Below are 12,323 nucleotides of genomic sequence, written 5' to 3' on the forward strand. Positions count from 1 at the left end.
GGAGGGCTGATGTCCAGGCTGACGGGATGGTGGTCCCGGCGCAGCAGTGCCGGCAAGGTCGAGCTGTACACACGGTGGACCTTCCACCTCTTCGTGCCGATCGAGCTGTTCCTGCTCGGCGGCAGTCCGTTCAGCCACGGCGAACACGGCGACCTGTCCACGGAGGCCGCGGTCGGGCTGGTCCTGTGGGTCGGGGTCCACTCCGTGCTCTGTGCCTTCCTCGCCTCCCGCGCCCTGGACCACGCGACCGGGAAGCGGGAGCGGCCGGTCCGGCTCGCGGCCGCGGTGGTCGGCACCACCTTCTGCGCCGACCTCTTCCTGAACCTCCTCTGGGTGGGCGGAGTGCTGCCCGACCCGGGAGTGAACGTGAGCGTCATCGCGGGGACCTCGATCTTCACGCTCTGCGCGGTCGTCCTCTGCCTCGGCCCGGTCCGGCACATGGCGTACGCGGTGCTCGGCGCCGCCTTCGCCACCGGCGTCCCGATGGCGGTGGCCGGAAACGGGCTGGACGTGGCGGCCGGTTCCGCGGTCGGCATCCTCGTCGGCGGCGTCTTCATCTCCGCAACCAGCGGCTTCTCCTCCTGGCTGCTCCGGATCGTGCAGGAGCTGGAGCGTTCCCGGGACCTCAAGGCCCGGCTGGCCGTCGCCGAGGAGCGGCTCCGCTTCGGACGGGACCTGCACGACGTCATGGGACGGAACCTGTCGGTGATCGCGCTCAAGAGCGAGCTCGCGGTGCAGCTCTCCCGGCGCGGGCGCCCGGAGGCCGTGGACCAGATGGTCGAGGTGCAGCGGATCGCCCAGGAGTCGCAGCGGGAGGTGCGCGAGGTCGTACGCGGCTACCGCGAGGCCGACCTGCGGGTCGAGCTGGAGGGCGCGCGCGGGGTCCTCGGGGCCGCCGGGATCGCGTGTGCCGTGGACGCCCCGGTGCTCGACCTGCCGCCCGAGGTCCAGTCGGCCCTGGGCTGGGTCGTCCGGGAGACCACGACGAACGTCCTGCGCCACGGGGACGCGCGCCGGTGCGCGATCGTGCTCCGGGCCGAGCCGGGGGCGGTGCTGCTCACCGTCGAGAACGACGGGGCGGAGGAGAGGGGCGCCACGGCCGGGGCGACCGACGCCTCGAGCCGGGCCGGGCGTGGGCCCGGGTCCGGTCTCGCCGGGCTGCGGGAACGGCTCGGCGCGGTGGACGGCACCCTGGACGCGGGTCCGTCGGCCCCGCACTCGTTCCGCGTGACCGCCCGCGTCCCGCTGCCCCGCACGGGGCGGACCGGGACCGCGCGGACGCCGGCGGCCCCGGCGCGCGCCTTGCCCGAGAAGCGCGAGCCGGGCGAGACGCGTGAGACGCGTGAAAGCGGCGAGATCTACGAAGGCCATGAGAGCCGCAAGAGCCACGAGAAGGAGGGGACGGTCGCGTGACCGTACGCGTACTGCTCGCCGACGACGAGCACCTGATCCGGGGTGCGCTCGCCGCCCTGCTCGCCCTGGAGGACGACCTCGTGGTCGTCGCCGAGGCCGCGACCGGGCCCGAGGCGCTCGCCATGGCCCGCGCCCACCGTCCCGACGTCGCCGTGCTCGATCTCCAGATGCCGGGCATGGACGGTGTGATGGTCGCCACTGCCCTGCGGGACGAACTCCCCGACTGCCGCGCCATGATCGTGACCAGCCACGGGCGCCCCGGGCATCTGAAGCGGGCCCTCGCGGCGGGCGTCCGCGGCTTCGCGCCGAAGACCGTCAGCGCCCAGCGGCTCGCCGAGCTCATCCGTACCGTGCACGCCGGAAACCGTTACGTGGACCCGGAGTTGGCCGCCGACGCCATAGCGTCCGGGGACTCGCCGCTGACCGTGCGGGAGGCCGAGGTGCTCGAACTCGCCGCCGACGGAGCCCCCGTCGCGGAGATCGCCCGGCGCGCCTCGCTCTCCCCCGGGACCGTCCGGAACTACCTCTCCTCGGCCGCCGCGAAGGTCGGTGCCGAGAACCGTCACGCGGCGGTGCGCCTCGCGCGGGAGAAAGGTTGGGTATAGTGGGCTGCGCGCTACGGCGCATGCGGACGTGGCTCAGTTGGTAGAGCATCACCTTGCCAAGGTGAGGGTCGCGAGTTCGAATCTCGTCGTCCGCTCCACGAAGAAGCCCCCGGTCGAATCGACCGGGGGCTTTCTCGTTCTCCCGCTAGCTCCAGGTGGTGCCGGTGAGGAGCTCGTACGCCTCGATGTACTTGGCGCGGGTCGCGTCCACGACCTCCTGCGGGAGCGCCGGCGGCGGCTGCTCGCTCTTGCGGTCCCAGTGGGAGGCCGGGGAGGTCAGCCAGTCCCGCACGAACTGCTTGTCGTACGAGGGCTGGGCGCGGCCCGGCTGCCACTGGTCGGCCGGCCAGAAGCGCGAGGAGTCCGGCGTGAGGACTTCGTCGGCGAGGACGAGCCGGTCGCCGTCCGGGGTGCTCTCGAAGCCGAACTCGAACTTGGTGTCGGCCAGGATGATCCCGCGCTCGCGGGCGATGTCCCGGGCCCGGGAGTACACGGCGAGGGTCGTCTGGCGCAGCAGCGCGGCCGTCTCGGCGCCGACCTGGCGGGCGACCTCCTCGTACGACACGTTCTCGTCGTGGTCGCCCACGGCGGCCTTGGTGGCCGGGGTGAAGATCGGGGCGGGCAGCTCCGAGCCGTCGCTCAGGCCCTCGGGGAGGGCGAGGCCGCAGACCGTGCGGGACTCGTCGTACTCGACGAGGCCGGAGCCGGTGAGGTAGCCGCGGGCGACGCACTCGACCGGGACCATGTTCAGCGACTTGCAGACCAGGGTGCGGCCCGCCCAGTCGGCGGGGGCGCCGGCCGGCAGCTCGGTGGAGAGGACGTGGTGCGGGACCAGGTCGGAGAGCCGGTCGAACCACCACAGGGAGAGCCGGGTGAGGACCCGGCCCTTGTCGGGGATCTCGGTGGGCAGGACCCAGTCGTACGCGGACATGCGGTCGCTCGCCACCATCACGAGGTCACCGGCCTCGTTCCGGTACAGGTCGCGCACCTTGCCCGTGTGGAGATGGGTGAGGCCCGGGACCTGGACGGGCTCGGGCTTTTCTACGAATCCGGACACGGTTCCTCCGCGTAGGTTGATCCAGGAGCCCTTCGATTCTCTCGCACGGGCGTGGACCACCGGCGGGCGGCCTCTCCGGACGGGGCCCCTTCCTTCCGTACGAGGCCCCCGTACGCGGTCAGTCCCTCTTGCAGATGCGGTCGAGGAGGTTGGCGGTGGCGCGCTGGATGCGGGAGTCCACGTGGCCCGGCCGGTCGAGGGCGGGCGACCAGGCGAAGGTGCCGGAGGCGAAGACCCAGGCGCCGGACGGGGACCGGTAGAGCGAGGTCTCCTGGTGGCGCAGCACCCCGTCGCCGTCCCGGTAGGGCGAGTGGGCGAGCAGGATGCGGCTCTCGTGCTCGGGGAGTACGGTGCGCGGGAAGTACCGGTCGGCCTCGCCCGCGACCAGGCCCGGGATCTCGTCGCCGTCCCCGGCGCCGGTGGCCTCCCAGAGCCAGTGCTCGGCGTTCCGCACGACCAGCGGGTGCGGTTCGGGCACCCGGCCCGCGTACTGGATGCCGAGGAGCTGCTGCTCGGGGCGGTCGACCTCGCGCCAGAGTGCGGGCCGGCCGGGTCCCCGGCGCTTGCGGCAGGTGAGGAGGCGGTCGGGCACGCCGGAGGCCGAGGGGCCCAGCTCCACCTGCCAGTACATGGTGTTGGCGGAGAGGAAGACGAGCGAGGTGCCCAGGTCGCGGGCGCGTTCGGCGGCCCGGCGCATCGGCGCCGACCAGTACTCGTCGTGGCCGGGGAAGATCAGACCCCGGTAGCGGCTCGGATCGACGCGGCCCGCGTGCAGGTCACGGGTCTCGGCGTACGCCAGGTCGTAGCCGTAGCGCTCGGCCCAGCGGATGAAGTCGTAGGCGTGCCCGACGTGCAGCGGCAGCCCCGCGCCCGCGTAGGGGCGGTCGAAGGAGACCGTGACGGCCGCCTCCTCCTCGCCGAGGAGCCGGCCGTTCTCGTCCCAGGCGTGGTAGAGGCTGGCGCCGGTGCGTCCGTCCTCCGGATAGAGGTTGTACGCCTGCCAGGTCACGTCCGGCAGGACGAGGAGCAGGTCCGCCGGGTGGTCGTCGCGGACCGTGAAGGGGATGTGGGAGCGGTGCCCGTCGGTGGTGGTGAGGACGGCGACGTACGCGCCGATCGCCCAGTAGCTGGGGACCTGGAGCCGCCACGACTGCCACCAGTGGTGGCAGGAGACCGTGCGGTCGACGGTGAGCGGGGCGGGCTGGACGATCCCGGAGAGGCGCGGGCTGGTGGTGATCTTCGCGGCGCCGTGACCGCCGTAGTGACCGATCCGGTAGATGTCGACCGAGAACTGCTGCGGCGGGTCCACGGTGATGTGGAAGTCGATCGATCCGCCCGGCGTGACGGCGCCGTCGGACGCGAAGCCCTTGATCTGGCGCCGGACGTCGTCGGCCGTACGGGGGCCGCCGCTGCCGCCCCGGGCCAGGACCTCGTCCGCGTACCAGGGCACCATCTGGCCGGTGTCGTCGAAGTAGTTCTCCGAGCCGCGCAGCCAGGGCAGCGGGCCCTGGCCGAAGGGGTCGGAGACGGCGTGCGCGAGCGCACCCGACTCCCACCGCCTGATCTGATCCGCCCCCATACTGCGCCCCTCCCTCGACTCCCCCGGTCGGCCGGTCAGTGCCTGTGGATTCGTGCCGTGGTTCTTGCTGTGGTTCGTGCCGTTGTTCGTGCTGCGGATTCGCGCTTCTGTCAGTGATGGCCTCCAGCACATCACATAACGCACGCACTCCGTCACCGTTCGTCGCGAATTGACGAGAGTGGAAGTCGCGCCTCCGCATGTGTCGCCGGTCTATGCCGGAGGCGTGCGCCCGGGGGCGCTCCGGCGGTGGGTCAGACGAGCCGTACGGGCTTCTCGGGGCGTACGCCGGTGCGTGCGAGCCAGTCCCGCAGGGGCTCGGGATCGCCGTCCTCGACGAGGGAGAGGACGCGGGGGCCGAGGTCCGTCGCCCGCTCGCCGCCGAGGAGCAGGGCGGGGCCGTCGAGCCAGTCGAGCCCGGGGGCCGCCTCGGCGGTGTCCACGGCCGCGCAGCAGACCATCGCGGTGACGTGGTCGGCGAGCAGGTCGCGGCCGCTGCGGGGCGGCTGGAGCGGGAAGAGCGGCAGGGGGCCGTCGGGGCCGCTGACGCCTCCGTACGCGGCGGCCGGGTCCGCCGCGGAGTCGGCCGGCGTCCGCTCCCGGGCGCTCTCCGCGGCGACCCTGGCCTCCCGCGCGGCCTCCTCACGGGCGAGCAGGGCGCTGAGCGCCCCGGCGAGGGCGTCGGCTGCGGGGTTGGCCGGGGAGTCGTCGCCGAGGTCGTCGAGGCGGTCGAGATGGTCGTGGTCGTCGAGGCGGGCCGGGCCGGGGAGGGCGCCGGGGGTGCCGGAGGCCCTGGAGTCGGGGCTGTCGGGGCCAGTGCCGTCGGTCGTACGGAGGCCCGCGCCGTCACCGATGTCCGTACCGGTATCGGAATCGGCATCGGTACGGGCGTTCGCTTCGGCGCCCGGACCAGGAGTCTGCGCCGTCGTCAGGCGGTCGATCACGCGGGTCAGGGTCGGGCCGTCGGCCGGGGGCGGGGCGCCGGGGGTGGCGGCGGCCGCGTCGATGCCGTCGAGGACCTGGTGGAGACGGGCCGCGTCCGTGCGCCACTTCCGGTCCACGACCTCTTCCGGGTACTGGCTCCACTCCACCGGCGACCAGTCGGGGCCGGGCTCGGCCGGGCCGCCGTGGAAGAGGCGGGCGGCGAGCAGCGAGGCGGCCTCGTCGACCGTGCCCGGCTCCTCCAGGAGGTCGCAGGCGGGCCGCTCGCCGAGGCGGGAGGAGAAGCCGTCCGCGAGCCGGTCGCGGCGGGACAGCTCGGTCAGGGCGGAGACCACGCCCGCGTCGAGCTTGGCGGGCCAGCGGCCCATGCGCCAGGCGGGCAGCGCGACCCGGGTCAGGAGGCGTTCCCAGCCCGCGTACGCCAGGCCGACCTGCTCCTGCGCCACGATCCGTACGCCGTAGTCGACCTCCTGGGCCCGCTCCGAGCCCGCGGCGGCGACCCCGCGCTCCATCTCGGCGGCGTGCCCGCGACAGGCGCGCAGCAGGACGCGGGCGACCTGCCCGACGCCGTGGGCACCGAGGCGGCGGACCGGGCCGAGGCCGGGGTCCCGGGGCACGGCGATCGCGGCGTCCAGGCCGCGGACGAAGCGGCGGGCGGCGGCTATGTCGGGATGGGCGGCCGGCCCGGTGCCGGCCACCACGGGGGCGAGGACCGCCCGCAGTTCGCCGACCCGCATCCACCAGAGGAAGGGCGAGCCTATGACCAGGACGGGAGCGCCGTCGCCACCGGTCCCGGAAGAACGATGGGTGCGGTGGGTCCGGTCCTCCAGCCAACTGTCGCAGTCCGGGGTCAGGGCTATCGCGGCGGGCGCCGGGACGCCGAGCCGGTCGGCCAGGTCCCGCACGAGCCGGTACAGACCGGGGGCGGCGGTCTCGGCCAGTTCCACCGTCGGCGTGGCGGCCGGGCGGGCCCGGGCGACGACGAGGGCGACGGCCGTGGCGGCGAGGAGGACGACGACCGCGAGGGCGGTCACGATCCAGCGGGCCGTGCCCCATCCCGTACCCGAGAAGTGGCCGGTGACCTCGCCCGCGTACAGCACGACGGCCACCGCGGCGGGGAGCACCGCGAGGCCCAGTGCCCTGCCGCGGACACGGAGGACGGCGAGGGCCCGGGAGCGCGCGGCGCGCGCACCCCACTCCTCGCCGACGGCGGAACCGGTGCCGGACACGCCGCTCATCATCCCCTCCTGCCCTGGTCGGGACTGCCTGTGGCGGTGTTGGTCACTCCCCCACTGTGGCACCCGTCACTGACATCGCAATGCCGGTGGGCCAAGTGCCGGAACGCCTGCGCCGCACCCTAGTTGGGGTGGTGGCGGGCGTCATCCGGATGGCTCATCCGTCACTCGATGGAATGGCTTTGGGCAAAGGTGATGGCGCTCGCGCGGCCGTACGGTCCGCCGTACGGCCGCGCGAATCGGTCACGGGGAGATCAGGCCTCGGCGGCCTTGCGCGCGATGTCCGTGCGGTGCTGGGAACCGTCAAGCCGGATGCGGCCGACCGCCGCGTAGGCGCGTTCGCGGGCCTGCGCCAGGTCCGTTCCGGTGGCGGTGACCGAGAGGACGCGGCCGCCCGCGCTCACCACGGCGCCGCCGTCCCGCTTCGTACCGGCGTGCAGTACGTACGCGTGCGGGGCGTCCTGCTCCGCGATCTCCTCCAGGCCCGTGATCGGGTCGCCGGTGCGCGGGGTGTCCGGGTAGTTGTGGGAGGCGACGACCACGGTGACGGCGGCGTCGTCCCGCCAGCGGAGCGGGGCCTGGTCGGCGAGGGTGCCGTTGGCGGCGTTCAGCAGGACGCCGGCGAGCGGGGTCGCGAGCCGGGCCAGGACGACCTGGGTCTCGGGGTCGCCGAAGCGGGCGTTGAACTCGATGACCCGGACGCCGCGGCTCGTGATCGCCAGACCGGCGTACAGCAGGCCGGAGAAGGGGGTGCCGCGGCGGCGCAGCTCGTCGACGGTCGGCTGGAGGACGGTCTCCAGGACCTCGTCGACCAGCTTCGGATCGGCCCAGGGCAGCGGGGAGTAGGCGCCCATGCCGCCGGTGTTGGGGCCCTCGTCGCCGTCGAGCGCGCGCTTGAAGTCCTGCGCGGGCTGGAGCGGCAGGACGGTGGTGCCGTCGGTGATCGCGAAGAGGGAGACCTCGGGGCCGTCCAGGTACTCCTCGATGACCACGCGGTCGCACGCGAGCGCGTGCGTCCGGGCCCGGTCGAGGTCGTCGGTGACGACGACGCCCTTGCCGGCGGCGAGACCGTCGTCCTTCACCACGTACGGGGCGCCGAAGGCGTCGAGGGCCTCGTCGATCTCCTCGGGGGTGGTGCAGACGTAGCTGCGGGCGGTGGGCACGCCGGCGCCGGCCATGACGTCCTTGGCGAAGGCCTTGGAGCCCTCCAGCTCGGCCGCCTCCCGCGAGGGGCCGAAGACGGGGACGCCGGCCGCGCGCACGGCGTCGGCGACGCCGGCGACGAGCGGGGCCTCCGGGCCGACGACGACGAGGTCGGCGCCGAGCTCCGTGGCGAGGCGCGCGACGGCGCCGCCGTCGAGCTGGTCGACGGCGTGCAGCTCGGCGACCTCCGCGATTCCGGCGTTGCCGGGCGCGCAGTGCAGAGCGGTGACGTCGGGATCGAGGGAGAGAGAGCGGCACAGGGCGTGTTCGCGGGCGCCGCCGCCGATGACGAGGACCTTCACGCCAGCCAGGGTAGCCCGCGGGACGGGATGCCCTTCGTACGGGCCACCGAGCGAGACGCCCCTACTCGTTCGTGTATTCCTCCACGACCGTGGCGCCGAGCTCGCGCACGATCAGGTCGTGCCCGGAGAGGGCCGAGTCGACGAGGTCGGGGTCGTCCTCCTCCGGAACGTCGTCCTCCGGCGCCACGGGCTGCGGCGCGGGCGGGGAGTACGCGGGCGCGGACGGGGCCTTCGCGGGCGCGGACGACTGCGCCTGTGCGGGGGTGGGGGCCGACTGCGCGGGCTGTGGCGTGTGCTGTGCGCGCTGCGCCTGCTGCACGGGTGACGGGGACGGGGGCGGAGATGCCTGCTGGAAGGAGGGCGCCGAAGCGGGGGCCACCGGACGGCCGCCGAAGTTGGCGGCGGCGGGCGGCGGGGCGGCACCGCCCGAGGGATCGATGATCGCCTCGATCTTCCACTGGACGTTGAACTGCTCGGCGAGGGCCTGCTTCAGGACGTCCTCGCTGCCGCTGCTGGCGAAGTTGTCCCGGGCGCCGGCGTTGAGGAAGCCGAGCTGGAGGGTGGTGCCGTCGAACCCGGCCACCTGCGCGTTCTGACTGAGCAGGATCCAGGTGAAGCGGCGCCGGTTCTTGACGGCGTCGAGGATCTGCGGCCAGAGGTTCCGCACCTGGGAGGTGTCGCCGCCGGAGGGAGTGGAAGCGGGGGCGGGCGCCTGCGGGGCCGGTGGGGTGTGCGGGGCCTGTGGGGCGGGGGCGGACGTGGCGGCGCCGGGCCAGGCGCCGGGGGCGCTGCCGCCGCCGGGCGCGGCCGCTCCGGGCCAGGCACCGGGCCGGGGCCCGGCGGGCGCCGGGGACTGCGGCTCCACGGGCTGTACGGGGGCGGGCTGGGCCTGCGGGGACTGCTGGGCCTGTGGGGGCTGCTGTACGGGCGGGGGCGGGGCCATGGGGGTGTGGGCGTCGGGACCGGGGACGTACCCCAGGGCGGGCGCGGGGGGCCCGGGAGGCCCGGGGGTGAAGACGGGCGCGGGCGCGGCGGCGGTCGTGACGCCGCGCTCCAGCCGGTCCAGGCGCGCCTGGAGGGAACGCTCGTCGTCGAAGGCGGCGGGCAGCAGGACGCGCGCGCAGATCAGCTCCAACTGGAGCCGGGGCGAGGTGGCGCCCCGCATCTCGGTGAGCCCGGCGTTCACGAGGTCGGCGGCCCGGCTGAGTTCGGCGGCCCCGAAGACGGACGCCTGCGCCTGCATGCGCTCGACCACGTCGACCGGGGCGTCGATGAGGCCCTTCTCGGCGGCGTCCGGCACGGCGGCCAGGATCACCAGGTCGCGCAGCCGCTCCAGGAGGTCGGCGACGAAACGGCGGGGGTCGTTGCCGCCCTCGATGACGCGGTCGACGACCTCGAAGGCGGCGGCGCCGTCACCGGCGGCGAAGGCGTCGACGACGGAGTCGAGCAGCGAGCCGTCGGTGTAGCCGAGGAGGGAGGTGGCCATGGCGTAGGTCACGCCGTCGTCGGCGGCGCCGGCCAGGAGCTGGTCCATGACGGACATGGAGTCACGCACGGACCCGGCGCCGGCGCGCACGACGAGCGGCAGCACGCCGTCCTCGACGGGGATGCCCTCGCGTCCGCAGACCTCGCCGAGGTAGTCCCGGAGGGTGCCGGGGGGGACGAGGCGGAAGGGGTAGTGGTGGGTCCGCGACCGGATGGTCCCGATGACCTTCTCGGGCTCGGTGGTGGCGAAGATGAACTTCAGGTGCTCCGGGGGCTCCTCGACCACCTTCAGGAGGGCGTTGAAGCCCGCCGAGGTGACCATGTGGGCCTCGTCGATGATGTAGATCTTGTACCGGCTGGAGGCGGGCCCGAAGAAGGCCTTCTCCCGCAGGTCACGGGCGTCGTCCACGCCGCCGTGGGAGGCGGCGTCGATCTCGATGACGTCGATCGACCCGGGCCCGTTCCGCGCGAGGTCCCGACAGGACTGGCACTCGCCGCAGGGGGTGGGGGTCGGGCCCTGCTCGCAGTTCAGGCAGCGGGCGAGGATGCGGGCGCTGGTCGTCTTGCCGCAGCCGCGGGGTCCGCTGAACAGGTACGCGTGATTGACCCGGTTGTTCCGCAGGGCCTGCTGCAACGGGTCGGTGACATGCTCCTGCCCGATGACCTCGGCGAAGGACTCGGGGCGATAGCGGCGGTAGAGCGCGAGAGACGACACGTGTACGAGGTTATAGGCGTGCACCGACAACCCGGGAAAAACGGCCGGGGGCGGGACCTCGTGGGCCCTGGGCTCCTGGGCTCCCGGTCGGGGACCGCGCACCGGCTGCGGCCGGCCCGGCCACTGTTCCCGGGAACGCAAGCGCCCCCCACGCACCCGCCAGAGCCGACCTACCCTTGCTGCCTTCCGGCCCTGGGGGAGTTCAGTCAGATAGCGCCGCGTGAGGGGCTCCGCCCAGACTACCCGATGCCGGGGGCGCCGGGGCCCCACGCCCCCCGCTCGGAACCCCCCGCCGACCCCACCCGGGATCGGGTTCGCGAGCACCCCCCTCGGTCATGTAATGTTCCCGGCGGAGGATTCGCCTAGAGGCCTAGGGCGCACGCTTGGAAAGCGTGTTGGGGGCAACCCCTCACGAGTTCGAATCTCGTATCCTCCGCCACGGCTGACCAGCCGAAACGAAGGTCCCGACCGCACAGCGGCCGGGACCTTCGTCGTTGTGCGGTTGCAGTTTTGGTTGCAGTTCCCGTCTACCGCCCGTTGAGGACAGACCGGCACACGTTGCAGTACATGGCGGCGTTCCGCCCGTAGCGCCGCATCAGCTGGCCGCAGCCGGCGCACAGCCCGAGCTCCCATGGCGGGCACCCCAGCGCGGCGGAAGCGGCGGCACGTTCCACGGTGGTGATCCTCATCGGGCCGTGAGAGCGCTGGACCGGCATACGGGGAAGCGTGAAGCCCCCGGTCGGCTGATCGAGATCCCGGACGGGTCGGCCGTCGCTGACGAACCAACCTTCCTCACCCGCTCGGCAGCTACGGTCGAGCTCCTGCTCGGCGAAGGTGATCGGGTCGTCATCCTCTTCGACCGGGGCCGCAGGGAGGGACGCCTTCTCGCCGATGAGCTCCTGCCACAGCGCGCGGTCCTCGGACGACACCCACATATGCCGGCCGGCGCGGCCGCTTCCTCGGCTGGGCACGTAGACCGGGACGCTCTCGCCCGTCGCGCTCTGCAGGACCAGGTCCTCGATGAAGACTGGCTTCTTCTGCGGGAGGCACAGTGCGGGCACGAACCAGTCCGCGTGAATCGCGCCACAGTGTCCGGCGCCCTCGCTGACAAGGCAGTGGCGTTCGCTGCTCGGTACGCACTTCCAGACTTCGAGGTGCCGGTAGCCGCCGCGGATCACCATCTCCTTGCCGTCGGCGATGTCCTTCCACGGCATGTCGTCGACCCGCGCCCACGGCGCGCGGTCGATCAGGGAGGCCGTCCGGTCCTTCGCCACCCAGAGAGGAGTGATGCCGTGCTCCACAGCGTTGACCGAGCGCCGGTGGACGCTGCTGGGACTGAGGTGGTGGTACTGGATCTCCCAGCCGATCCGCAGGCCGCCGGGTCCGACGACGATGGCGTCCGAGATGCTGCGCCGGTTGCCGATGGGAACCTCGGCCTCGGCGTCCAGGCCGTACCGCCCGGCGGTCTCGACGATCCGCTCCTTGGTGGCCTTGTGCTGGGCGCTCTCCGCCGGCGTCGCCTTGTGCGTGATCGGCAGGTGGGAGGCGACGAGCGGTCGCCGGCCGCCGGCGCGCCCCCGGCGGATGAACATCCAGGGCGACTTCCCGCCCGACTCCGACAGGCACTCGCGCTTCTCGTGGTGCGCCAGGCATTCGAGCATTTGCGGATCACGCTCGGAGACGCTGGCGGTGATCTCCTGGAGCAGATCCGGACGGTCCGGGTGACCGAGGTCGGGCAGGGACAGATTGATCTCTATGCCATATCCGGTGTGCCACACCCCATTTGCCAT

At 73.5% G+C, this 12,323-nt stretch carries 8 protein-coding genes, 2 tRNA genes and 1 other RNA gene; 4 read left to right on the forward strand and 7 right to left on the reverse strand.

Features of this window, described 5'->3' with window-relative positions; translation table 11 throughout:
- The first annotated feature begins 9 nt into the window (after window positions 1–9).
- The 3 genes from ACFYNX_RS18855 to ACFYNX_RS18865 all read left to right on the forward strand — a co-directional run bounded on the left by ACFYNX_RS18855 (window position 10) and on the right by ACFYNX_RS18865 (window position 2,116).
- A complete protein-coding gene (locus ACFYNX_RS18855; RefSeq protein ID WP_388662656.1) occupies window positions 10–1,413 on the forward strand; it encodes a sensor histidine kinase in 1,404 nt (467 codons plus the stop codon).
- A complete protein-coding gene (locus tag ACFYNX_RS18860) occupies window positions 1,410–2,018 on the forward strand; it encodes a response regulator transcription factor (RefSeq protein ID WP_125660873.1) in 609 nt (202 codons plus the stop codon). Before ACFYNX_RS18855 ends, ACFYNX_RS18860 begins: the two co-directional genes overlap by 4 nt.
- Before the next feature lie 22 nt (window positions 2,019–2,040).
- Window positions 2,041–2,116 (forward strand) — tRNA-Gly (locus tag ACFYNX_RS18865).
- Between the two features lie 47 nt (window positions 2,117–2,163).
- On the opposite strand, the gene ACFYNX_RS18870 is transcribed toward ACFYNX_RS18865, so the two are convergent.
- The 6 genes from ACFYNX_RS18870 to ffs form a co-directional block, all read right to left on the reverse strand.
- Entirely contained in the window at window positions 2,164–3,075 is a 912-nt protein-coding gene (locus ACFYNX_RS18870; RefSeq protein WP_365544432.1) for a phosphoribosylaminoimidazolesuccinocarboxamide synthase, read from the reverse strand.
- Window positions 3,076–3,193: 118 nt separating this feature from the next.
- The gene (locus tag ACFYNX_RS18875; RefSeq protein ID WP_388662659.1) at window positions 3,194–4,654 is read right to left on the reverse strand and encodes a N,N-dimethylformamidase beta subunit family domain-containing protein; all 1,461 of its coding nucleotides are present in this window, start codon (window positions 4,652–4,654) and stop codon (window positions 3,194–3,196) included.
- A 251-nt stretch (window positions 4,655–4,905) separates the two neighbouring features.
- Complete coding sequence (locus ACFYNX_RS18880; protein WP_388662661.1) at window positions 4,906–6,831, reverse strand: hypothetical protein; 1,926 nt, start codon at window positions 6,829–6,831, stop codon at window positions 4,906–4,908.
- Window positions 6,832–7,082: 251 nt separating this feature from the next.
- A complete protein-coding gene (gene purD / locus ACFYNX_RS18885) occupies window positions 7,083–8,333 on the reverse strand; it encodes a phosphoribosylamine--glycine ligase (protein ID WP_388662663.1) in 1,251 nt (416 codons plus the stop codon).
- 61 nt (window positions 8,334–8,394) lie between these two features.
- Window positions 8,395–10,533 carry a DNA polymerase III subunit gamma and tau gene (locus ACFYNX_RS18890; protein WP_388662665.1) on the reverse strand — a complete coding sequence of 713 codons (2,139 nt, stop codon included), beginning with the start codon at window positions 10,531–10,533 and terminating at the stop codon, window positions 8,395–8,397.
- A 134-nt stretch (window positions 10,534–10,667) separates the two neighbouring features.
- An RNA gene (ffs, locus tag ACFYNX_RS18895) (signal recognition particle sRNA small type) lies at window positions 10,668–10,766 on the reverse strand.
- Between the two features lie 118 nt (window positions 10,767–10,884).
- Between ffs and ACFYNX_RS18900 the strand changes: the two genes are divergently transcribed.
- A tRNA-Ser gene (locus ACFYNX_RS18900) sits at window positions 10,885–10,972 on the forward strand.
- Between the two features lie 88 nt (window positions 10,973–11,060).
- Here ACFYNX_RS18900 and ACFYNX_RS18905 read toward each other — a convergent pair.
- Window positions 11,061–12,323: a hypothetical protein gene (locus tag ACFYNX_RS18905; RefSeq protein WP_388662666.1), complete on the reverse strand. Its 1,263-nt coding sequence runs from the start codon at window positions 12,321–12,323 to the stop codon at window positions 11,061–11,063.

Origin of the sequence: Streptomyces sp. NPDC007872 (assembly GCF_042868165.1) — a bacterium.
In the GTDB taxonomy this organism is placed as follows: Bacteria; Actinomycetota; Actinomycetes; order Streptomycetales; family Streptomycetaceae; genus Streptomyces.